Genomic DNA, 21,966 nt, shown 5'->3' with positions numbered 1-21,966 from the left:
CACCGCGGCGCCCTCCCGGCGACAGCACCAGCACCGACAGGAGACCACGTTGTCCACGCACGACATCCGAGACCTCGGCGCCGAGCCGGGAACCCTCGTGACCGAGGCGATCCAGTCCGCGATCGACGCCGCGGCGTCGGCCGGGGGCGGGAGGGTGGTCGTCCCCGCCGGTCGCTGGCAGACGGGCGCGCTGCGGCTGCGCTCGCACGTCGAGCTCCACCTCGAGTCGGGGTCGGTGCTCGCGTTCGTCGACGACCGGGACCTCTACCCGGTCGTCGACGCCCGGTGGGAGGGTGCGCCCGCGCGCATCTACTCGCCGTGCCTCTACGCGCACGGCGAGACGGACGTCGCGATCACCGGGTTCGGCACGGTCGACGGCGGGGGGCGGCCGTGGTGGGACGCCTTCCGCCGCGACCGTGCCTCCCTCGCCCACCCGCGTCCCACGCTCGTGGGGCTGCACGAGTGCCGGCGCGTGACGATCCGCGACGTGACGCTGCGCGACTCCCCGAGCTGGACCGTGCACCCGCTGCTGTGCGAGGACGTGACGATCTCGAACGTCCGGATCCTCAACCCCGCGGACTCGCCGAACACCGACGGCATCGACCCCGAGTCGTGCCGCAACGTGCGGATCAGCGACTGCCACATCGACGTCGGCGACGACTGCATCGCGATCAAGGCGGGCACGGAGGCCACGGCCGAACGCGTCCCGTGCGAGAACATCACGATCACCGGCTGCACGATGGTGCACGGGCACGGCGGCGTCGTCATCGGCTCCGAGATGAGCGGCGGCGTGCGCAACGTCGTCATCACCAGCTGCGTCTTCCAGGGCACCGACCGCGGCATCCGCGTCAAGTCGCGGCGCGGCCGTGGGGGAGTCGTCGAGGACGTCCGGGTGTCGAACGTCGTCATGGACGGCGTCCTGTGCCCGTTCGTCCTCAACACCGCCTACTTCTGCGGTCCCGGCGGCAAGGACCCCGTGGTCGCCGACCGGTCGCCGCAGCCCGTCGACGCCACGACGCCGCTCTTCCGCCGCATCCACCTCGCGCACGTCACGGCGCGCAACGTGCACGCCGCGGCCGCGTACGTACGTGGTCTGCCCGAGCAGCCCGTCGCCGACGTCACGCTCGAGGACGTCGCGATCTCGTTCGCCCCCGACGCGGTCCCGGGTGCCCCGGCGATGGCGGCGGACGTGGACGACGTCGCGCGGGCCGGACTGGTCGTCGCGTTCGCCGCGGGCCTCGTGCTCTCGGGAGTCCGCGTCGACGGGTGCGAGGGCCCCGGCGTCACCACCGAACCCGGCGACGACGTGCGGTACCGCGACGTGAGGATCAACGGTGCGTACGTCGACTGAGCGGGCCGCGGTGCGCCGGACCTGGGAGATCGTGCTCGCCGGGCTGGGCCTCGCCCTCAGCCTGCTGTTCCTCGGCGGGTTCGCCGGGGTCGTGAACGGCGTGGACGAGCAGGCCTTCCTCCGGGACGTGCACCCCGCGATGACGGACGCGGGGATCGCCGTCGCCGAGGCCGACGCCTACGAGGCCGCCCGGACGCTCGCCGCCTGGTTCGGCTTCACGCTCGTCGCGGTCCTCGCGACCGCGGTCCCGGGCGTCGTCCTCGCGCGGTCCCGGCCCCGGGGACGGGCCGCCGGGGTGCTGTTCCTCGTCGCGGGCCTCGTGTGCCTCGTCGGGAGCCAGCTGATCCTCTACCCCGTCGCGTTCCTCTTCCTCGCCGCGGCCGCGCTGTTCGTGGTGCGGCAGGTCCCGCGCGAGGAGCCGCGGGGGACGGGCCGGACCGGCGGCGGCGCCGGTCGCACCACCGTGCACCGGACCAGGAGCATCCAGACCAGCAGCGTCCAGAAGAGCAGCGTCGCTGCGCAGAGCATGGGAGTACGACGATGAGCACGACAGCGACGAAGGTCGTCACGAGCAGGTCGGGTCGGCGCCGTCGGCCGACGGCGGGCCGGCGGGCCTTCCAGGTGGTCAACGTCCTGGTGCTCGGCGGGTTCGCCGCGATCTGCCTGCTGCCGTTCCTCAACATCATCGGCAGCTCGTTCGCGACGCCGGGGGAGCTCACCCGCCGCCCGTTCATCATCGTGCCGGAGGCCTTCACGCTCGACGCGTACCGGTACATCCTGTCGACGCCGACGATCTTCCGGGCCATGGGCGTCTCGGTGTTCGTGACCGTCGTCGGGACGTTCGTCAGCCTCGTGCTCACGTCGCTCATGGCGTACGGGCTGTCGAAGCGCTACCTGCGCGGGCGGCGGGTGCTGAACTTCCTCGTCGTGTTCACGATGCTCTTCAGCGGCGGCATGATCCCGACGTTCATCGTCGTCAAGGAGCTCGGGCTCATCGACTCGCTGTGGTCGCTGATCCTCCCGGTCGCGATCAACGCGTTCAACTTCGTCATCATGCGCAGCTTCTTCCAGGCGATCCCCGACAGCCTCGAGGAGGCCGCGCGCATCGACGGGTGCTCCGACCTCGGGGTGTTCCTGCGGATCGTCCTGCCGCTGTCGCTCGCATCGATCGCCACGATCGGCCTGTTCTACGCCGTGTCGTACTGGAACACGTACCAGTCCGCGATCCTCTACATCAACTCCTCGGACCTGTGGCCGATCCAGGTGCTCCTGCGCCAGATCGTCCTGGTGTCGAGCGGCATGAACGCCGACGCGGGCGCGGTCGAGGTGGTGCCGCCGGCGCAGTCGATCAAGATGGCCGTGATCGTGGTCGCGACGCTGCCGATGCTGATCCTCTATCCGGTGCTGCAGAAGTACTTCGTCAAGGGCGCGCTCATCGGCTCCGTGAAGGGCTGAACGCTCCGACGGACGACCAGCGCGGGTCGAGGGTCTCCCCGAACCCCTGCCCTCGGACGGCGACCGTGCCGTCGTCGTCCACGACCAGCCGCAGGCGCACGACGGCGAGCTCGTCGTCGAGCACCCGGCACTCGACGTCGAGCGTGCGCGGCGCGGACCAGCCCGCCGTCACGACCGACCGCCCCGCGGAGCCGAGCACCTGGCGCCGCGGGGCGTCGACGTCGTACTCCAGGCGCCAGCCGCCCGTGCGGGAGGCGACGGCGCCGGCGCGGGCGCCGAGGTCGAGCTCCAGGTCGTGGGGCCACGTGCCCGGCGCGACGGCGACGTGCCGGCCGCGCGCGGGGACGGCGTGCGCGTCGTCGTGACGCGGCGTCGGCCAGCCGAGGGCGTCAGGCGTCGGGCCGTGCGGCGGCGCGCCCGGGAGGTGGGGGGCGACGTCGGCGGGCGGCTCGAGGAACGGGTCGACGAGGTGGCGCAGGACGAGGTCGAGGAGGCGCTGGTCGCCGCTCTGGCACGCCTGCGCGTCGGCCGTGACGACGACCGTGAGGTCGCGCTCCGGCAGCCCGTGGACGATCTGGCCCCCGAGCCCGAACGCGAGGAACCCACCGCGCTCCGGGACCCAGAGCTGGTACCCGTAGCCGCCGCGGAACGGCGCCCCCCACGTCACCGCCGACGTGTCGGCGTGGGCGGTCGTGGCTTCGCGGACGAACTCCCGCGGGAGGAGGCTCGCGCCGTCGTGCACGCCGTCGTCGAGGAGCAGGCGCGCGAGCAGCGTGAGGTCGCGCGGGCGGCACACGAGGCCGGACCCGCCGTGGCTCACGTCGTCCGGCCCGGTGAGGAACCGCAGGTCGGGGGAGGCCCCGAGGGGGTCGAGCAGGCGCGGGCGCAGGTACTCCGCGAGCGTCGTGCCGGCGAGCCTCTCCACGAGCGCGGCGAGCACGTACGAACCGCTCGTGTCGTAGGTGAACAGCGAGCCCGGCGGGTGCGTGGGCGGCACGGTGAACCAGGACGAGAGCCACGACCCCTCGGAGAGCTTGTAGGTCGTGGAGGCGTGCGGCCCGCGCATCGTCAGGAGGTCGCGGACGGTGGTCCGTGCGACCCAGGGGTGACACTCGCCCTGCTCGGGGAAGTACGTGCTGACGCCGTCCTCGAGGCGCAGCCTGCCCTCGGCGGCCAGCAGGCCTACGGCGATCCCGGTCACGGTCTTGCTCACCGAGTACTGGCGCTGCGGGACGTCGGGGCCGGTGAACGGGCTCGCGCCGACGACCACGGGGTCGCCGGCGACGGTGATCTCCACGGAGTGCAGGGCCGCGCCGAGCGCGGCGGACTCGCGGACGAAGGGCGTCAGGTCGAGCACGGTGAACCTCTCGGACGGACGGCGCGCGGACGTCCCGGACCGGGACGATAGGGTGAGGGTAATCGGTTTCCCGCGGCTCCCGGGCGAGCGCTCGCGCCGCGGCTTCCGTGCCATCCGTGGCAGACGGATCGACGCACCGACGGAACGACGACGAGGACCTCACCGACGCATGCGCACCTACACGAACCCCGTGCTCGACGCCGACTGGCCCGACCCCGACGTGATCCGCGTCGGTCCGGACTACTTCCTCGTCGCGTCGTCGTTCAACCGCAGCCCGGGGCTGCCGGTCCTCCACTCGACGGACCTCGTGACGTGGACGATCGCGAGCCACGCGGCGCCCCGCGTCGAGCCCGCCGAGCACTACCGCCGCCCCCGGCACGGCTCGGGCGTGTGGGCGCCGAGCATCCGATACCACGACGGCGAGTACGTCGTCGTCCACCCCGACCCCGACCACGGCATCTTCGTCACGCGCACGCGCGACCCGTTCGGGGAGTGGTCAGCGCCGCACCTGCTGCTCGAGGGGCGCGGTCTCATCGACCCGTGCCCGCTGTGGGACGACGACGGCCGCACCTACCTCGTGCACGGCTGGGCCGCGAGCCGCAGCGGGCAGAAGAACCTGCTCACGCTCGTCGAGGTGGACGAGGGGCTCACGCGCGTGGTCGGGCGCCGCGCGACGGTCGTCGACGGCGACCTGCTCCCGGGGTACCGCACGCTCGAGGGCCCGAAGTTGTACAAGCGTGACGGGTCGTACTGGATCTTCGCGCCCGCGGGCGGTGTCGCGACGGGGTGGCAGTCGGTCTTCCGCGCCGACTCGCCGTTCGGGCCCTACGAGGACCGGATCGTGCTGCGCCAGGGAGAGACCCCGGTCAACGGTCCCCACCAGGGCGCCTGGGTCACGACGCCCGGCGGCGAGGACTGGTTCGTGCACTTCCAGGACCGCGGCGTCTTCGGGCGCGTGGTCCACCTGCAGCCGATGACCTGGGGCGACGACGGCTGGCCGGTGATCGGCGAGCCGACGGCGGACGACCCCCGCTGCGGGCAGCCCGTCCTGCGGCACGCGGTGCCCGACGCCGCGACGTCCGTGGGTCCGGACGTCGCCTGGGGCGAGGGCGAGCCGCGGCGCACAGACCTGTTCGACGGCTCGGCTCCCGGGCCGCAGTGGCACTTCCAGGGCAACGTGCCGGCCTCGACCGCCGTCACCGCCGCCGGGACGCTGCGCCTCGCCGTCGCACCGGACGACCTCGGCACCCTGCGCGACGTCGCGGGCGTCCTCGGCCAGCAGCTCCCGGGCTACCCGTGCCGTATCACGACGAGCGTCGACGTGGACCGTCCGGACGACGGCGGGGCCGGCGGCGCGGACGGTGAGGCTGTCGGCGGTGCGCGCGCAGGTGCCGACGGGCGGGCGGGTGCCGTGCCGGACCTGCGCGCCGGTCTGCTCGTGCTGGGCCGCGCGTACGCGTGGGTCGGGGTCGAGAGATCGGGCGGCCGGTCGCGCGTCGTCGCGCGCCGCCGCGACGAGGACTCGTTGCGCGTGCCCGAGACGGAGCTCATGGAACCGGTCGACCTCCCCGCCGGGCACGGGCCGGTCGACCTGCGGCTCGAGACCGACGACACCGGGAAGGTCACGTTCGCGTGGCGCGCCGGCGCAGACCGCGCGTGGCGCGCGGCGGACACGCCCTTCGAAGCCGTCGAGGGCCACTGGATCGGGGCCGAGGTCGCGCTGTTCGCGTGCGGCACGTCGGCGACGGGGGCCGTCCCCGACGGTGCGCGCGTCGCGTTCGGTCCCGTGCGCGTCGAGGACCGTGCGAGCGGGACCGTGCGCTGAGGCGCGTCCTCCCTGTCACGTTCCCGGCGTCCCGCGCGTCATGTCGGCAGGCCCGACACGTGGCGACGACGAGAGGATGGCCGCATGGAGCAGGACCGACTGACCGAGGTGTTCGAGGAGTTCCGCCCCCACCTGCGCGCGGTCGCGTACCGGGTGCTGGGCAGCTCCGCGGAGGCCGACGACGCCGTCCAGGAGGCGTGGCTGCGGCTGCAGCGCTCGGACACGAGCGACGTCGTGAACCTGCAGGGCTGGCTCACGACCGTCGTGTCGCGCATCTGCCTCGACCTCCTGCGCTCGCGCGGCACGCGCCGCGAGACGTCCTGGGACGTGCCGGGGTCCGACGGCGGACGTGCGTTCGACCGGGCCGCGCCGGGTCCGGGGCCCGAGGCGCTGGCCGAGGAGGCGGACGCCGTCGGGGCGGCGCTCCTGCTCGTGCTCGACACGCTCTCGCCGGCGGAGCGGCTCGCGTTCGTCCTGCACGACCTCTTCGCAGTCCCGTTCGAGGACGTCGCGACCGTCGTGGGGAGGTCGGTGCCCGCGACGCGCCAGCTCGCGTCGCGCGCCCGGCGCCGTGTGCAGGGCGGCGGCGACCCCGAGCCCGACGCGGCCCGGGAGCGCGAGGTGGTCGAGGCGTTCCTCGCGGCGTCGCGCGAGGGCCGGTTCGAGCGCCTGCTGACGCTGCTCGACCCGGACGTCGTCCTGCGGGCCGACCCCGCCGCCGTCGAGTCCGCGCGGGCCGCGCTCGCCCACGGCGCCCCGGCGGTCGAGCCGGAGCTCGTCGGCGCCCACGCCGTCGCGCAGGCGTTCGTCGGCCGGGCCCGCCAGGCGCAGGTCGCGCTCGTCGACGGCGCGTGGGGCGCGGTCTACGCGCCGGGCGGCGTGGTGCGGTCGGTGCTCGTGGTCACGGTCCGCGACGGGCGCGTCGTGGCGCTCGACCTCGTCGCGGAACCGGCCGAGGTCGCGGCGACCGCCGTCGAGACATCCGCCTGACGCGACCGTCGAACCCCGGGCGCAGGACGGTCGGCCCGCACGAGGCGGTCAGGCCCGCAGCGCGGGGTACGACGCCTTCGGCAGGTGGTACGCCAGGTCGACGGCGGTCTCCAGCGCCTCGTCGAGGTCGAGCCGGTGCTCCGCGACGAGGCGCGCGAGGTGACCGGCGTCGATGCGCCGCGCGAGGTCGTGCCGGGCCGGGATCGAGCAGAACGCGCGCGTGTCGTCGACGAACCCGCTCGTGTTGTAGAAGCCCGCGGAGTCCGTCGCCGCCTCGCGGAAGCGGCGCATGCCCTCGGGCGTGTCGAGGAACCACCACGGCGCGCCGAGGCGCAGCGCGGGGTAGACGCCCGCGAGCGGTGCGAGCTCGCGCGAGAACGACGTCTCGTCGACGGTGAAGGCGATCATCCGGAACCCCGGGTGGTGGCCGAAGGCCTCGAGCACGGGGCGCAGGGAGCGCACGTACTCCGTCTGCTCGGGGATGTCGTATCCCTTGTCCGAGCCGTAGGCGCGCGCGACGCCCTCGCAGTGGTCGCGGAGCACACCCGGGTGCAGCTGCATGACGAGGCCGTCCTCGGCGGACATCGCGGCCATCTGGAAGAGCATGTGCGCCGAGAACGCGTCCGCTTCCGCCGTCGTGACCTCGCCCCGCAGCGCGGCGTCGAGGATCCGGGCCGCGTCCGCGTCGTCGAGGGGCGTGGTGTCGGCGCGGAGGTGGCCGTGGTCGGTCGCGCGGGCGCCCGCGGCGACGAACGCGGCGCGCCGGGAGCGCAGAGCGTCGAGGTACGAGCGGTAGTCGACGACGTCGCCCCCCGCCGCGGCGCCGAGCGCGCGCACCTGCTCCGTCCAGTCCGTGCGGTCGACGTGCAGGAGCGGGTCCGGGCGGAACGTCGGCACGACCCGCTCGCCCCAGCCGTCCGCCGCGAGGCGCGCGTGGTCGGCGAGCGGCGACTGCGCGGGGTCGGTCGTCGCGAGGATCTCGATCCCGAACCGCTCGAACAGGGCTCGCGGGCGGAACTCCGGGCGGGCGAGGCGGTCGACGAGGTGGTCGTAGAGCTCGTCGGCGGTCTCGGCCGACGGGCGGACGGGTGCGTCGAACACCTCGACGAGCGCGTGCTCCGTCCAGTAGCGCGTCGGCGTGCCGCGGAACAGGCGCCACCCGGCGCAGAACCGGCGCCAGATCTCGCGAGGGTCGGCCTCCGCCGGTGCGGTCCCGGCGGGCGCGCCGGGGACCGGTGCGACGCCGAGGTCCTGGACCCCCCGGACGCCGGGCGCGCCGTGCGGCGACGTGCTCTGGGCGACGAGCATGCGCACGAGGTAGTGGTCGGGCGTGACGAACAGCTCCGCGGGGTTGCCGAACGGCGTGTCGTCGGCGAACAGCGCGACGTCGACGTGGCCGTGCATCGACACGATCGGCAGGTCGCGCGTCGCCGCGTAGACCTCACGGGCGATCGGGCGCTGGACCGGGTCCGCGGGCAGCGCGCGGTCGGGGTGCAGGGACCACGACGCCGTCGCGGTGGTCGGGACAGCGTGGGCCGTGCTCGTCACGGAATCCTCCTGAAGCGTCGTTGCGAACGTTTGCATCCTACGTCAATCGCAGCGCTTCGATGATCTGGGAGCACTACGACAATCGTTTGCAGAGAAAGGGGCCCGGTCCGGTCCCGCCCCTGGGGGCGAGGCCGGACCGGGCCCGCTCACGGAGCCTCAGCCGCAGTCGGGCTGGTCGTGCTCCGGTTCCGTGACGGTCTCCCGCTCGTCTGAGGTGTCGGACGGACGGGCGGTGACGGTCACGGAGCCTGCCGCCGGTTCGGCGTCACGGACCGGGAACGCCTGGTAGGCGCTCTTGCCGGGCGCGACGTCGGCGAAGGTCTTCGACCCGAACGGCGTGTCGACGGCGACGTCCAGGGGGACGGTGTCGTCGTTGACGGCGCGGACCGCGACGTACGGCGTGCCCGCGAGACACCTGACCTCGGCGGTCGCGGTGATCGCGACCTCCTCCTGCGCGGGCTCCTCCTGGCTCGGGAGGCGCTCGATCCAGACGTTCCTGAACCGCGGGTTGAGGCCCGGGTCGCCGTGGTCCTGCAGCTTGATGTACCCCGACGTCGGACCCTCGTCCTTGCCGTTCCCGGTCTTTCCGTCGACCGCGACGTCGTCGTGCACGAGCTGCCCGTTCCACACGAGCGTGATGCGCGCGTCCTCGGTCTTGGTGCCGTCGGGCCCGAAGCGTGCCCCCCGGAACGTGAGGTCGTACGTCTGCCACGTGCCCATCGGGGTCGCGGCGTTCACGTCCGGCGCCTTCTTGAGGTAGATCGCGCCGGCGTCGTTGTTCTTCGGCGGGTCGATGCCGAACGACTCGAGCACCTGGACCTCGTAGCGCTCCTGGATGTAGACGCCGCTGTTGCCGCGGGCCTGGCCGGTCTGCGTGGGGGCGTGCTCGGGCTGGTACCACTCCACGTGCATCCGGAAGTCGTCGAACTTCTCCTTCGTCCGGATGTCGCCGCCGAAGGACTCGAACGAGCCGTCCGCGATCGGCCACGTCGCAGGACCGCCGCCGTTGACCGCCGCCCACGCGTCGAGGTCCGTGCCGTCGAACAGGGTGATCCGCTCGTTCGGCGTGACGGTGAGGCTGTCGAGGTTGACGTGACCGATGTCGTCGTCGTCGTGCTGGATCGTGATGGTGTTCGCGCCCTCGCGCAGCGGCACGGTCTCGACCTGGGTCGCCCACGTCGCCCAGCTCACCGTGCTGTCGAACCAGACCTGCTTGAGCTTCTCGCCGTTGACGTAGAGGCTCAGGTTCCTCGGCGTCGGCTGCGGGTCGCTGTTCTGCCCGTTGGCGTAGCGGATCGCGAGGTCGTGCAGGCCGGCCTCCTCGGCGCGGACCGCGAACGTCGTGCGGGCACCCGGCTCCCAGTTGCGGTCGACGAACCCGGAGCCCGAGTAGCCGGCGTGGTTGCTGTTCCAGCCGGCGCCACCGCCGATGTCGGCGGCCTCGGCCTCGTACACCGGCGGCGCGACCGAGCCGTCCGGCAGGCGCGTGAGCGTGTACCAGGCCTCGGTGCTCCACAGCTCGGCGCCGCTCTCCGACGCGAAGGGACGCGGGGAGTGGACGTTCACGACCCGACCGGGCTTCAGCCCGTCGATCTGGAGCGACACCGTCTTCCCGTCGTCCGACAGCGTCGCGGCCGTCACGTCGAGGTCCTCCTCGTCGACCTTCGGGCCGCCGTACTGCGGGGTCGCGACGTAGCGCCACTGCGCGGCCGTGTACTTCGACGCGAGGTCCTGCGCCGTCTCCTCGGACAGCGGCTGCGTGTACTCGATCTCGAACCCGCCCTCGACGGCGCGCATCTCGAGCATGTCGAACGCGTGGTTGTCGTCGTAGGTGAGCTTCTGGAGGCCGTACGAGAGCTTGCCCGCCTGCCCCCAGTTGCCCGACCAGCCGATGCCGCCGACGTAGATCGCGCCGTCGGGCCCGACGCTCGTGCGGCTGACGCCCGACTCGAGACCCTGCGTCATCCGGAACACGGCGCCCTGCTCCTGGCCCGCGACGTCCTCGAGGTAGGCGCGCTGGAGCCCGCCGTACGTGACGTCGCCGATCGCCATCTGCCCCGCGAACACGCCCTCGGTCAGCACGACCGGGTTGCTCGGCGAGTTCGAGATCTCGCTGTGGGGCATCCACAGGACCGGCTCGGTGACGGGCTGGTCGTCGTAGGGGCCGTCGGGGTTGGTGAAGTGGTTGTAGAACGCACCCTCCTCGACGCGCACGAGCTTCGACGTCGGGATGCGGACACCCTGGTTGTCGGTGACGTACATGCCCCCGTCGGCGCCCCAGCCGAGCCCGTTCGGCGTGCGCAGGCCGCCCGCGACGTACTCGACCTCGCCGGTCTCCTTGTCGATCTTCATGACCGATCCGCGGTTCTCGGCGAGCTGCGGGTCGAGCGAGTTGCCGCCGGGCACCATCGCGATGCCCGTGGTGACGTAGAAGTACCCCTCCTCGTACAGCAGGCCGAACGCGAACTCGTGGTAGTTGCCGCCGAACGGCCACGTCGCGATCGTGCGGTACTCGTCGGCGACCTCGTCGCCGTCCTCGTCGACCAGCGCCGTGAGGCCGTCCTTCTCGGACACGTAGAGCGTGCCGTCGACGTACTTGATCCCCATCGGCTCCGTCAGGCCCTCGGCGACCTTCGTGTAGGTCACCTCGTCCGCGCCGCCGTCGCCGGTCACGTGGTCGATCAGGTACACCTCGCCGAGCTCCGTGAGCCGGTCGCCGCCCCACGAGGAGATGGCCAGACGGCCGTCGGGCAGCCAGTCCATGCCCGTCACCTGGGGCTCGAAGCCCTCGGGGCGCAGGTCGGTCAGAGTGTAGTCCGGGTGCACCTCGGTGAGGGGCAGCCCGTCGCCCGGGGTCTCGGTGATGCCCTCGCAGGACTTGCGACCGGGCGACGTGACGCGCGTGACGTCCGCGTCGGTGCTCAGGACGCTGTTCGGCACGAGGACGAAGTCCTGCGAGCCCGGCGGCCGCCACTCCAGCTTGAGCCGCTGGTCGAAGGCGCCGTCGAAGTGGTCGATGTGCAGCGCGCGGTAGCCCGCCTCGAGGTCGATCGACCCGTCCTTGGACGTGGCGCCGTGCCGGCCCGGGTGGTCGACCACGAGCTCGTCGTCGAGCAGGAGCCGGGCGCCGTCGTCGCTCGTGATGCGGAAGTCGTACGTCCCTGCCGTGGCGACGTTCAGGTATCCGGTGACCTCGGTGACGAACTGGTCCCCGAGCCCGAAGTCCGCGGCGGTGGTCCAGTCGATCGTCGGCATGATCTTGTCGACGTTGGGGGTCTGCCCCGGCTTGAGCGTGCAGTACTCCACGAGCGGGAACTGGACGTCGAAGACGCGCAGCGTGACGCCGGGCTCCTGCGGCCGGATGTCGTCGTCGGCGGCCGTCGGTACCGCGGCCTGGGCCGTCAGGACGCCGAACGGCACGGCCAGCGCGACGATCGCGGCCACGGCCGCCCGTCGTCTGCGCCGCTGGTCCGGGGTGCGTGGGGGTCTTTCGTCGAGCGGGGTGAGATCCATCAGCCTGCCTCTCCGTCGAGGGCCTTGCGTGCCTGGGAAGGTGCACAGGACGTGCGCATCGGTGCGCTGCCTCGCCACTATCGGCGGACGCGACGTGCAGGGGCAACGAGTTGCCACTTGTTGCACCTGTCGCGCGCCGCCGGCCGCAGCCGGCGGAGCCGCTCCGCCCCGTCCCTCAGGCGCGGCGGCCGGTCGATCCGCGTTCCACGAGCTTCGCCGGGAGCAAGGTCGCCCCGGCGGCCTGCGCCGGGGTCGTGCGCAGCTGGGCCAGGAGCCGCTGGACCGCGAACGACCCGAAGTGGCGCAGCGGCGCGGCGACCGTCGTGAGCGGCGGGGAGCAGAAGTCCGAGCCGAAGATGTTGTCGAACCCGACGATGCTCATGTCCCGCGGTACCTCGACGCCGAGGCGCCCCATGCCGCGCATCGCGCCGATCGCGATGAGGTCGTTGTACGCGACCGCGGCGGTCGCCGAGTGCTTGACCAGCGTCTTCGCCGCCGAGAGGCCGCCGGCGAGGGTCGGTGCGTAGGGGCCGAGCCGGCGTGCCTGCAGGTCGCTCTCGCGCGTCGCCTCGCGGAACGCGCGCCAGCGCATGCCGTCCGCCCACGACGCCTCCGGTCCGGCGAGGTAGGCGAGGCTCGTGTGCCCGAGGCCCGCCAGGTGCTCGACGGCGCTCCGCATCCCCTGGGCGTTGTCCGTCAGGACGCTCGGGACGTCGGTCATCAGACGGTTCATGACGACGGTCGGACGCTGCTTGGCGGCCACCCGGATCGAGGAGTCCGACAGCCGTGACGTCGCCAGGATCATGCCCTCCACGAGGGGCAGGGTGCGGTCGAGGGCCTGGCGCTCCGCCTCGTCGGACTCGTGGGCGTCGACCATGAGGAGCGTGTACCCGGCGTCTCGTGCGGTGGCCTCGGCGCCGCGGATGATCTCGAAGAAGAACGGGTTGGTCACGTCCGCCACGACGATCCCGAGGAGCGACGTCCGGCCCGTCGGCAGGCCGCGAGCGAGCGGGTTCGTCCGGTAGCCGAGCTCGCTCGCGACCTGGCGGATGCGTTCCGCGGTCTCCGCGTTGACGCGGCCGGGGCGCGAGAACGCGCGCGAGACGGTCGAGGGCGCGACGCCGGCCGCCTTGGCCACGTCGTAGATCGTCGGGCTGGCACCATTGCCGGCTGGGGTCATGCGCTCGGACTGTAACGGTGCTGACAGCGCTGGACAACAACCGGTTGCGCCGCGTCGGCCCGCAGAGACGCCGGAAGGCAAGTGATGGCAACTGCTTGACGCGCCCTGACGGCGGCTCTCCAATGGCAACCGTGACGAGGCGCGCAGACGCGCCCCTGCCTGTCCCGACGGCGAGTCGGCCGCGGGCCTCGGGGCACCCCGGTACGACGACGGTCGACGAGGTCGTCCGGGCGGTCACCGCCCGGATCGCCGCGGTGGGCGACGGCGGTCGCCTGGGCGTCGTCTTCTCCGGGGACGAGAGCTCGCAGGTCCTGCTCGGACTGACGGTCGGCGCGGTCGGCCGCTCGCGCGTCGTCGCCCTCGTGGACGCCACGACCGCAGCCACGCCGTCCCGGCGCTGCGCCGTCGTGCAGGCCGCGAACGGACTCGGCGCGCCGGCCTTCGACCTGGGCGGGCGCGGGGTCGGCGAGGTGGTCCGTGCGCTCGACCTGGCAGCCGCCGTCGTCGCCGAGGACGCGCACCTCGCCGACGGGTCGGCCCTCGTCGTCCCGCTCGCGCTGGCAGGGCTCGACCTCGCGGTGATCGGGCTCTCCGGTCCGCCGCCGGACCGTTCGCGCGCGGACGAGGACGCCGTCCAGGTCGAGGCGGCCGAGAGCGAGCTGCGCCGGCTCGGTCTCGAAGAGCTCCGCGTCCACCACCACGGCGAGCTCGCCCGCGTCGAGGCGCCGCACACCGACGTGGCTGCGGTCGCCGCCGAGCCCCTGCGCGGAGAGGTCCTGCGAGCCGTCCGCTCGGCGGGGTACCGGCGTGTCGCGCTCGACCTCGGTGCGCTCGCGGACGCCCACGAGGCCTGAGTCCGCACCATCCCGCCCCGACGGGGCACCCGGACCGTGGCAACCGGTGGCAACCGGTGTGGTTCCTCCCTGCGCGCGCGCCAGTGCCTCGCCGCCCCGTCCGACCCGGACAGGTGCAACAAGTGGCAACTCGTTGTTCCCGTCACGACCGTCCCCCTACTGTCCATGCAGACGCACCGAGAACGAGCTCCGTGCGCAGTTCCTCGACACACGTCCCCCGACCCGAGCCTCCCGGAGGCTGCCGACGACGGCACGGGTCGGCCCGGGACGGACGACGAGAAAGGGAGGGCACGACGTGTGGACGCTCTCGGGCTTCGCGGACGAGATCTCGCCTGATCTCGAGACGCAGTGCGTGGTGGCGACCGAGCTCGGCCTGCGGTTCGTCGAGCTCCGCAGCGCCTGGGACACGAACGTCCTCGACCTCGACGACGAGCAGCTCGACCGGGTCGAGCGGCTGCTGCAGCGGTACGACCTGCAGGTGTCGAGCATCGGGTCGCCGATCGGCAAGATCTCGGTGGACGAGGACTTCGACGCCCACCTCGCCCGGATGCGGCACGCCGCGCACGTCGCGCAGCGGCTCGACGCCCCGTACATCCGGGTCTTCTCGTTCTTCGTGCGTCCGGGGACGGACCCCACGTCGTGCCGCGACGTCGTGCTGCACCGCATGACGGCGCTCGCGGACGTGGCGCGCGAGGCCGACGTCGTCCTGCTCCACGAGAACGAGAAGGGCATCTACGGGGACGTCCCCGAGCGTTGCCTGGACCTCGTGGAGTCCGTCGGGTCGCCGCACCTGACGCTCGCGTGGGACTCCGCGAACTTCGTGCAGGTCGGCGTGCGCCCCTACACCGACGGCTATGCGCTGCTGCGGCCGCACCTGGAGTACGTGCAGGTGAAGGACGCCCGGCGCGGCACGGGGGAGGTCGTGCCCGCGGGCCACGGCGACGGCGAGCTCGTCGAGACCGTCCGGGCCCTGCGCGACGACGGGTTCGACGGCTTCTTCTCGCTCGAGCCGCACCTGGGCACCGCCCACCGCCTCGGCGGCTTCTCCGGCCCGGAGCTGTTCACCGAGGCCTGGGAGGCCTTCAGCGGCATCCTCGCCGCCGAGGGGGTGCCGTTCCGATGACGGACGCGCCGACCCCGGCCGGACCCCCGAGCACCAGGACGACGACGATGGAGGACAGCGCGATGACGACTGCCCAGGACGTACGACCCGCCAGACGACCGGCACCGCCGACCACGGGCCGCGACCGCTCTCCCGAGGACCGCGGCACGACGTCGTTGCGCAGCCGGGTGCTCGCGGTGGCCTCCGCGGCGTGGCGGCCCGCGCTGGTGCTCCTGGCCCTGTTCGCCGTGTGGTGGTTCGTCGCGTGGCGCGAGCTCGTCCCGGCATACCTCGTGCCGGCCCCCGGCGCGGTGTGGGACACCATGGTCGAGGACTGGGCGATGCTGCTCGAGCACACCTGGGTGACCACGATGGAGACCGTCATCGGCTTCGTGCTCGCCGCCGTGATCGGCGTCGCGACGGCCGTCCTCCTCGTCTACTCGCCGACCGCGGAGAAGTCGCTGTACCCGCTGATCCTCTTCGCGCAGGTCATCCCCAAGATCGCCATCGCCCCGATCCTCGTGGTCTGGTTCGGGTTCGGGCTGACGCCGAAGATCATCCTCGCCGTCCTCATCGCGTTCTTCCCCGTCGTGGTGTCCGCCGTCGCAGGCCTGCGCTCGGTCGACCCCGAGCTGCTGGAGCTGTCGGCGACCATGGGCGCCTCGCGGTGGAAGACCTTCCGGAAGATCCGCTTCCCGGGGTCCCTCCCGCAGCTCATGTCCGGCCTGAAGGTGGCCGTCACCCTCGCCGTCGTGGGCGCGGTCGTCGGCGAGTTCGTGGGTGCGGACCGGGGGCTGGGGTACGTCCTCCTGCTCGCGAGCGGGAACCTGGACGCCCCGCTGCTCTTCGCCGACCTCATCCTCATGTCGATGATCGGCGTGGTCCTGTTCCTGCTGGTCGAGCTGCTCGAGCGGATCCTCATCCCCTGGCACGCCTCCCGACGGGGCAACCTCGCCCTCGCGGCGGCGTGACCCTTCCCCGAACTGACAGGCAACTTCCCACGGTTTCCGCCGTCCGCGAGGACGGCACGAGAAGAAGGGCTCATTCCATGCGTGGTGGCAGGCTGGGAGTTTCGCTGGTGGTGGCCGGCGTCGTGGTGGCAGGGACGTCGGCCTGCGGGCAGTCGTCCGACCCCTCGGGATCCGGGGGCGGTGAGGGGGACGGCGGACTGACGGAGGTCACGGTCACCCTCAACTGGGTGCCGTACGGGGAGCACGCGCCGTTCTACCTGGGGGTCGAGCAGGGGATCTTCGAGGAGGAGGGCATCGACCTGACGATCCAGCCGGGCAACGGCTCCGGGAACACGGTCCAGCAGGTCGCGCAGCGGAACACCGACTTCGGGTGGGCGGACACCCCGCCGCTCGCGAACGGGATCAGCTCCGGCATGCCGGTGCGCAGCGTCGGCGTCTTCCTGCAGACCGGTCCGAGCTCCGTGGAGTTCTTCGACGACCAGGGGATCACCGAACCGGCCGACCTCGTCGGCAAGACCGTCGGCGGGACCCCCGGCGACGCCATGTACGGCACGTTCCCGGCGTGGCTCGAGATCAACGGCGTCGACCCAGCGGACGTGACCGTGGTCAACGTCGACGCGGCGGGCAAGGTCGCCGCGCTCATCGAGGGCAAGGTCGACGCCATCCAGGGCTTCTACCACGACCAGGCACCGACGATCGAGAACCAGACGGGCCGCGAGGTGTCCGCGCTGCCCTTCTCGGACTTCGGCATGAACCTGCTCGGCACGGGCCTCGTGGTCAACGAGGCGACGATCGAGAGCGACCCCGAGCTCGTCCAGGCGATGCTGCGTGCGACGTCGCAGTCGTTCCTCGCGGCGTCGGAGGACCCCGAGGCCGCCGTCGCCGCGATGGCGGCGGGCGCGGAGCAGGCTCCGGACGAGAGCGTCCTCGCCGCGCAGCTCGAGGCGACGATCGGCCTCCTCAACCTCGAGGACGCACCGGCTCCCGGTGTCAACACCGAGCAGCAGTGGACGGACACCCTGACCTTCCTGTCGGAGAACACGGAGTTCGAGGGCACGGACGCGCCGGCCGACTACTGGGACCAGACCTTCGGGGAGGACCTGTGACCGCCACGACCGGGCTCGTCGCACCGACCCGGTCGGTCGACGCGGAACCGATCATCGAGGTCTCGCACCTCACGATGCGCTTTCGCTCGAAGCGGTCCGAGACCGTGGCACTCGACGACGTGTCGCTGACCGTCATGCCCGGCGAGTTCGTCACGATCGCGGGCCCGTCGGGCTGCGGGAAGTCGACGCTGCTCAAGATCGTGGCGGGGCTGACGCTCGTCTCCGAGGGCGACGTGCGGCTCTATGGCGAGCGGGTCACCCGGCCACAGCGCGAGATCGGGTTCGCCTTCCAGCGGTCGGCGCTGCTCGAGTGGCGCGGGGTGCGCAAGAACATCCTCCTCCAGGCCGAGATGCGCGGGATGGACCGCCGTCGTGCGGAGGCACGGGCGGACCACCTCATCGAGCTCACGGGACTCAGCGGCTTCGAGAAGGCGCTCCCGCACGAGCTCTCCGGCGGCATGCAGCAGCGCGTCGCCCTGTGCCGGGCGCTCCTGCACGAGCCGCGCGTCCTGCTCATGGACGAGCCGTTCGGTGCCCTGGACGCGCTGACGCGCGAGCAGATGAACATCGAGATGAACCGGATCTGGCGCGAGACGGGGACGACCATCGTGCTCGTCACGCACTCGGTGCCGGAGGCGGTGTTCCTCGGCAGCAGGATCGTCGTGATGAGCCCGCGCCCCGGTCGCATCGTCGAGACGCTCGAACCCGGCCTGCCGGACCACCGTGAGTACGCGACGACCCTCGCGGACCCGCGGTTCACCGCGGCGGCCGAGCACCTGCGCGACCTGCTCGGCGCCAGCCACGTCGCCGAGTGACGACGGCCGGCACGGCACCCGCGCCCGCGGGTGCCGGCCGCACGGCCCTCGAGGACACCACGAGACCCCAGGAGGACCCAGCATGACCGCGAAGCGCACCGGCGTCGGCATCGTCGGGATGGGGGGCATCGGCACGATGCACGCGCGGGCGTTGCGCGAGCTGGGGGACCGGGCGCGGCTCGTCGCCTACAGCGGCGCGCGGGCCGCCACGGCGGAGGAGCTCGCGGGCTGGCCCGCGGAGCACTTGGAGCCGGACGACGTGGTCACGCACCCGGAGGTCGACGTGGTGGCGATCTGCTCGCCGAGCGGGACGCACGCCGACCTCGCGCTGGCGGCGCTCGAGGCCGGTCGGCACGTGGTCGTCGAGAAGCCGCTCGCCCTGGACGTCGACGACGCGCTGCGCGTCGCACGCACGGCCCGCGAGCGCGGGCTGATGGTGTCCATGATCTCCCAGCGCCGTTTCGAGACCGAGCACGCGGCGCTCAAAAAGGCCTTCGAGGACGGGGCGCTGGGCGAGCTCCGTCTCGCCACGACCCACGTCCACTGGTTCCGCGACGACGACTACTACCGCGCCGCGGCGTGGCGGTCCACGACCGAGCAGGGAGGGGGCTCGTTGATGAACCAGGGCGTGCACAACGTGGACCTCCTGCGCTGGCTCTGCGGCCCGGTCGAGTCGGTGACCGCGCAGTCCGGGACCCTCGGGCACGCGATGGCGGCCGAGGACACCACCGTCGCGACGGTCCGGTTCGCGTCGGGCGCGCTGGGCGTGGTCACCACGACGACGGCGACGCCGCCGGGGTTCCCCGCGACCCTCGCGCTGTACGGCTCCCGCGGCTCGGTCGAGCTCGGGCAGGGCGAGGTGCGCCGGTGGGACGTGCCGGGGGTGCCGGAGCCGCGGACGCGGAACATCGCCAGCGGTGCGGCCGACCCGCTGGCGATCGGGCACGCGGGGCACCTCGCCCAGTGGCAGCGGATCGTCGCCGCGCTCGAGACGTCGACGGCGGTCCCGGTCGGGATCGAGGAGGCCGTCGAGACCGTCCGGCTCCTGTGCGCGATCTACGAGGCGGGCGCGACCGGCGCGACGGTCAGGCCGCAGGACCTGGGATCGCGCGCACCGGTGGTATGACGCGGCGTCGGAGCCGCCGTGGCACGATCGGTGCAAACGTTCGCATCCGTCCGGGCCGAGCGGTGGCCGGGCTCGCGAGTGCCTGCCGCTACAATCGTTCGCAGAAGCATGCCGGGATCGATGACGTCGAGGAGGGGAACCGTGGTCACAGTCCGCGACGTCGCTCGCGAGAGCGGCGTGTCGATCTCCACGGTCTCGCGCGCACTCGCGGAGCCCGAGCGCGTCGCTCCCGAGACGCGTGACCGCGTGGTCGCCGTCGCGACCCGGCTCGGCTACCGGCCGAACCGTGCCGCGAGCGGCCTGCGCGCCGGCCGCACCGGTGCGCTGGGCCTCGTCGTGCCGGACCTCGAGAACCCCTACTTCGCGTCCGTCACCAAGGGTGTCCAGGCGCGCGCCCGGAGGACGGGGCACGCGGTGTTCGTCGTCGACGCGGGCGAGGACCCGGGGCTGGAGACTGAGCTCGTCGAAGGCCTGCGCCCGCAGACCGACGGCCTGGTCCTGTGCTCCCCGCGCGCCGTCGAGGCCGACCTCGAGGTCGCCCGCGACACCCCCGTCGTCCTGGTGAACCTCCGCATCGACGGGATCCCCGCGGTCTCGTCCGACGACGCGCACGGCGTCGTGCTCGCCGTCGAGCACCTGCGAGCGCTCGGGCACCGGCGCGTGGCCTACGTCGGCGGCCCCGAGCGGTCCTGGTCGGACGCCCGCCGTCGCGCCGGGCTCGAGCTCGCGCACGCGCGCTTCCCCGACGTCGAGACGGTCGCGGTCGGTTCCTTCCGTCCGCGCGTCGAGGGTGGGCGGGCCGCGGCCGACCTCGTGGTCGCCTCCGGCGCGTCGGCGGTGCTCGCCTACAACGACCTCGTCGCGCTCGGTCTCGTGGCGCGGCTCAGGGAGCGCGGCGTGTCCGTCCCGGACGACCTCAGCGTGGTCGGCTTCGACGACACGTTCGTCGCGACGCTCTCCTCGCCGCCCCTCACGACCGTGCGCACGGACCTCTCGCTGCTCGGCGCGCGGGCCGTCGACCGGCTCGTCGCCCTGCTCGACGCGCGGCGCGCCGCGCGCGTCCCGGCGACCGGCGCGGACAGCGCCGTCGGGCCACCGACCGGTCCCGAGGACGAGCTGCCCGTCGAGCTCGTCGTGCGCGACTCGACGACCGTCCCACCGACCACGGTGCCCCCCGGGGCCCGCCCGAGCACCACCGAACCGCAGGAGGCCGTGTGACCGCCCCGACCGCCACCCCGACGCCGCCGGCCCCGGACGCCCTGTCGGGCGCGGCGCCGGACGACCGTGACGACACGCGCCTGCACCGCGACACGGTGCCCTCGGACCTGCCCGCGCCCGTGCGGCCGACGCAGGTCGGGATCGTGCACCTCGGCATCGGGGCGTTCCACCGCGCCCACCAGGCCGTCGCCACCGAGGACGCCGCGCTCGCCACGGGCGACACGCGCTGGGGGATCCTCGGCGTGACGCAGCGCTCCGCGTCGGTCCGCGACCAGCTGCGCCCGCAGGGCGGGGTGTACACCGTGCTCACGGTCGGCCCCGAGGGCGGGTCCCCGCGCGTCGTCGGTTCCGTGACCGACGTCGCGTGGCCGGCGGAGGAGACGCCGCGCATCCTCGCCGCGCTCGCCACGCCGACGACCCACGTCGTGACGCTCACCATCACGGAGAAGGGCTACTCGCGCGGGGCCGGTGGCGGTCTCGACGTCGAGGCCGTGCGCCGCGACCTCGACGCGCTCGCCCGCGAGGAGGACGTCGCGGGGTACCGCGAGGAGGTCGAGACGGCGACGAGCGCCGTCGGGCTGCTCGTGCGCGGCCTGGCCGCGCGCCGTCGGGCCGGTGGCGCACCCCTCACGGTGCTGAGCTGTGACAACCTCGCCGACAACGGCCGCGTGCTCGCCGCGCTCGTGCGGGAGGCCGTGGACACGGCCCTGCCCGGCGTGGAGGGCGACGACCTGCGGGCGTGGCTCGCGGCGTCGGTCACGTTCCCGTGCAGCATGGTCGACCGCATCGTCCCCGCGACGACACCCGCCCAGCGCGACGAGGTCGAGACGCTTCTCGGCGCGCGCGACGAGGGCCTCGTCGTCGCCGAGCCGTTCCTCCAGTGGGTCATCGAGGACCGCTTCGCCGGCCCACGACCGGCGTGGGAGCAGGCCGGGGCGACGTTCACCCACGACGTCGCGCCGTACGAGCGCGCCAAGCTGCGCCTGCTCAACGGCGCCCACTCGCTCCTCGCGTACGCGGGCTCCCTCGCCGGGTACGCGACGATCGCCGAGGCCGTCGCGGACCCGGCGCTCGCGGCGCAGGCCCGCGCGCTGCAGGCCGACGCGATCGCGACGCTCGAGGCCCCCGACGGGATCGACCTCGCCGCCTACGCCGACGAGCTGCTCGAGCGGTTCGCCAACCCCGCGACGGGGCACACGACCCGCCAGGTCGCGATGGACGGGACGCAGAAGATCCCGTTCCGCTGGGGCGGGACGCTCGCGGACCGTCTCGCCGACAGGTCCGCCGGATCTGCGCTGCCGCAGGGCGTCGTGGCCGCGCTGGCGGCCTGGGCGGCGTTCGTGGTCGCCGAGGTGCGCGCCGGCCGCGCGGTCGACGACCCCCGTGCCGAGGAGCTGCGCTCGGTCGTGGAGGCGGCCGACGGCGACGCCGCGGCGGTCCGCGCGCTCGTGCGCCTGCCGGGGCTCCTGCCCGACGTCGCGGACGCGGGCTCGCTCGACGCCCTCGCCGACGCGGTCGTCACCGCCGTCGGAACGGTGGTGAGCGCGTCGTGAAG

Annotated in this window: 17 protein-coding genes; 13 read left to right on the top strand and 4 right to left on the bottom strand. The window is 73.3% G+C overall.

Going from position 1 to position 21,966, the window contains the following annotated elements; all coding sequences use genetic code 11:
- The first annotated feature begins 49 nt into the window (after positions 1-49).
- From ACZCLJ_RS09240 to ACZCLJ_RS09230, 3 genes are read left to right on the top strand one after another with little or no spacing between them, the layout of a single operon-like run.
- The gene (locus ACZCLJ_RS09240) at positions 50-1,351 is read left to right on the top strand and encodes a glycoside hydrolase family 28 protein (RefSeq protein ID WP_463106211.1); all 1,302 of its coding nucleotides are present in this window, start codon (positions 50-52) and stop codon (positions 1,349-1,351) included.
- On the top strand, positions 1,335-1,895 hold the full coding sequence (locus tag ACZCLJ_RS09235) for a hypothetical protein (protein ID WP_463106210.1): 561 nt from the start codon (positions 1,335-1,337) through the stop codon (positions 1,893-1,895). The genes ACZCLJ_RS09240 and ACZCLJ_RS09235 overlap by 17 nt, the downstream gene beginning before the upstream one ends.
- Positions 1,892-2,806 (top strand): carbohydrate ABC transporter permease, encoded by a 915-nt coding sequence (locus ACZCLJ_RS09230; RefSeq protein ID WP_251152364.1) that lies wholly within the window; start codon positions 1,892-1,894, stop codon positions 2,804-2,806. Before ACZCLJ_RS09235 ends, ACZCLJ_RS09230 begins: the two co-directional genes overlap by 4 nt.
- Here the strand turns inward: ACZCLJ_RS09230 and ACZCLJ_RS09225 are convergent.
- Positions 2,784-4,163: a serine hydrolase domain-containing protein gene (locus tag ACZCLJ_RS09225; protein WP_463106209.1), complete on the bottom strand. Its 1,380-nt coding sequence runs from the start codon at positions 4,161-4,163 to the stop codon at positions 2,784-2,786. The two genes, ACZCLJ_RS09230 and ACZCLJ_RS09225, sit on opposite strands and share 23 nt — an antisense overlap.
- Before the next feature lie 169 nt (positions 4,164-4,332).
- On the opposite strand from ACZCLJ_RS09225, the gene ACZCLJ_RS09220 reads away from it, so the two are divergent.
- Both ACZCLJ_RS09220 and ACZCLJ_RS09215 read left to right on the top strand, forming a co-directional pair.
- A complete protein-coding gene (locus tag ACZCLJ_RS09220) occupies positions 4,333-5,988 on the top strand; it encodes a glycoside hydrolase family 43 protein (protein WP_463106208.1) in 1,656 nt (551 codons plus the stop codon).
- A gap of 84 nt (positions 5,989-6,072) precedes the next feature.
- Positions 6,073-6,978 (top strand): sigma-70 family RNA polymerase sigma factor, encoded by a 906-nt coding sequence (locus ACZCLJ_RS09215; protein ID WP_251152361.1) that lies wholly within the window; start codon positions 6,073-6,075, stop codon positions 6,976-6,978.
- Positions 6,979-7,026: 48 nt separating this feature from the next.
- Here ACZCLJ_RS09215 and uxaC read toward each other — a convergent pair whose 3' ends face one another.
- From uxaC to ACZCLJ_RS09200, 3 genes are all read right to left on the bottom strand, one after another.
- Entirely contained in the window at positions 7,027-8,526 is a 1,500-nt protein-coding gene (uxaC, locus tag ACZCLJ_RS09210) for a glucuronate isomerase (protein WP_251152360.1), read from the bottom strand.
- A 156-nt stretch (positions 8,527-8,682) separates the two neighbouring features.
- Complete coding sequence (locus tag ACZCLJ_RS09205) at positions 8,683-11,970, bottom strand: 3-keto-alpha-glucoside-1,2-lyase-like domain-containing protein (RefSeq protein WP_463106207.1); 3,288 nt, start codon at positions 11,968-11,970, stop codon at positions 8,683-8,685.
- Between the two features lie 244 nt (positions 11,971-12,214).
- Positions 12,215-13,219: a LacI family DNA-binding transcriptional regulator gene (locus ACZCLJ_RS09200; protein WP_463106206.1), complete on the bottom strand. Its 1,005-nt coding sequence runs from the start codon at positions 13,217-13,219 to the stop codon at positions 12,215-12,217.
- A gap of 131 nt (positions 13,220-13,350) precedes the next feature.
- On the opposite strand from ACZCLJ_RS09200, the gene ACZCLJ_RS09195 reads away from it, so the two are divergent.
- The 8 genes from ACZCLJ_RS09195 to ACZCLJ_RS09160 all read left to right on the top strand — a co-directional run bounded on the left by ACZCLJ_RS09195 (position 13,351) and on the right by ACZCLJ_RS09160 (position 21,964).
- Positions 13,351-14,073 (top strand): hypothetical protein, encoded by a 723-nt coding sequence (locus tag ACZCLJ_RS09195; RefSeq protein WP_463106205.1) that lies wholly within the window; start codon positions 13,351-13,353, stop codon positions 14,071-14,073.
- Between the two features lie 295 nt (positions 14,074-14,368).
- Entirely contained in the window at positions 14,369-15,196 is an 828-nt protein-coding gene (locus ACZCLJ_RS09190; protein ID WP_463106204.1) for a sugar phosphate isomerase/epimerase family protein, read from the top strand.
- A 62-nt stretch (positions 15,197-15,258) separates the two neighbouring features.
- Entirely contained in the window at positions 15,259-16,146 is an 888-nt protein-coding gene (locus ACZCLJ_RS09185; RefSeq protein WP_463106203.1) for an ABC transporter permease, read from the top strand.
- Positions 16,147-16,223: 77 nt separating this feature from the next.
- Positions 16,224-17,252, top strand: coding sequence for an ABC transporter substrate-binding protein (locus ACZCLJ_RS09180; protein ID WP_463106202.1), 1,029 nt, complete (start codon positions 16,224-16,226; stop codon positions 17,250-17,252).
- Positions 17,249-18,067, top strand: coding sequence for an ABC transporter ATP-binding protein (locus ACZCLJ_RS09175; RefSeq protein WP_463106201.1), 819 nt, complete (start codon positions 17,249-17,251; stop codon positions 18,065-18,067). The genes ACZCLJ_RS09180 and ACZCLJ_RS09175 overlap by 4 nt, the downstream gene beginning before the upstream one ends.
- Before the next feature lie 82 nt (positions 18,068-18,149).
- Positions 18,150-19,193 carry a Gfo/Idh/MocA family protein gene (locus ACZCLJ_RS09170; protein ID WP_463106200.1) on the top strand — a complete coding sequence of 348 codons (1,044 nt, stop codon included), beginning with the start codon at positions 18,150-18,152 and terminating at the stop codon, positions 19,191-19,193.
- 141 nt (positions 19,194-19,334) lie between these two features.
- Positions 19,335-20,411 (top strand): LacI family DNA-binding transcriptional regulator, encoded by a 1,077-nt coding sequence (locus ACZCLJ_RS09165; protein ID WP_463106199.1) that lies wholly within the window; start codon positions 19,335-19,337, stop codon positions 20,409-20,411.
- On the top strand, positions 20,408-21,964 hold the full coding sequence (locus tag ACZCLJ_RS09160; RefSeq protein WP_463106198.1) for a mannitol dehydrogenase family protein: 1,557 nt from the start codon (positions 20,408-20,410) through the stop codon (positions 21,962-21,964). Before ACZCLJ_RS09165 ends, ACZCLJ_RS09160 begins: the two co-directional genes overlap by 4 nt.
- Positions 21,965-21,966 lie beyond the last annotated feature (2 nt).

The sequence above is a fragment of the Cellulosimicrobium sp. So1_17 genome (genome assembly GCF_055181235.1).
Note: the sequence above shows the minus strand (reverse complement) of the source record. Positions and strands in the feature narration are given on the sequence as shown.

Coding starts and splice junctions, on each gene's coding strand:
- ACZCLJ_RS09230 (WP_251152364.1), top strand. CDS start 1,892: ATGAGCACGACAGCGACGAAGGTCGTCACGAGCAGGTCGGGTCGGCGC.
- ACZCLJ_RS09220 (WP_463106208.1), top strand. CDS start 4,333: ATGCGCACCTACACGAACCCCGTGCTCGACGCCGACTGGCCCGACCCC.
- ACZCLJ_RS09215 (WP_251152361.1), top strand. CDS start 6,073: ATGGAGCAGGACCGACTGACCGAGGTGTTCGAGGAGTTCCGCCCCCAC.
- ACZCLJ_RS09200 (WP_463106206.1), bottom strand. CDS start 13,219: ATGACCCCAGCCGGCAATGGTGCCAGCCCGACGATCTACGACGTGGCC.
- ACZCLJ_RS09185 (WP_463106203.1), top strand. CDS start 15,259: ATGACGACTGCCCAGGACGTACGACCCGCCAGACGACCGGCACCGCCG.
- ACZCLJ_RS09180 (WP_463106202.1), top strand. CDS start 16,224: ATGCGTGGTGGCAGGCTGGGAGTTTCGCTGGTGGTGGCCGGCGTCGTG.
- ACZCLJ_RS09170 (WP_463106200.1), top strand. CDS start 18,150: ATGACCGCGAAGCGCACCGGCGTCGGCATCGTCGGGATGGGGGGCATC.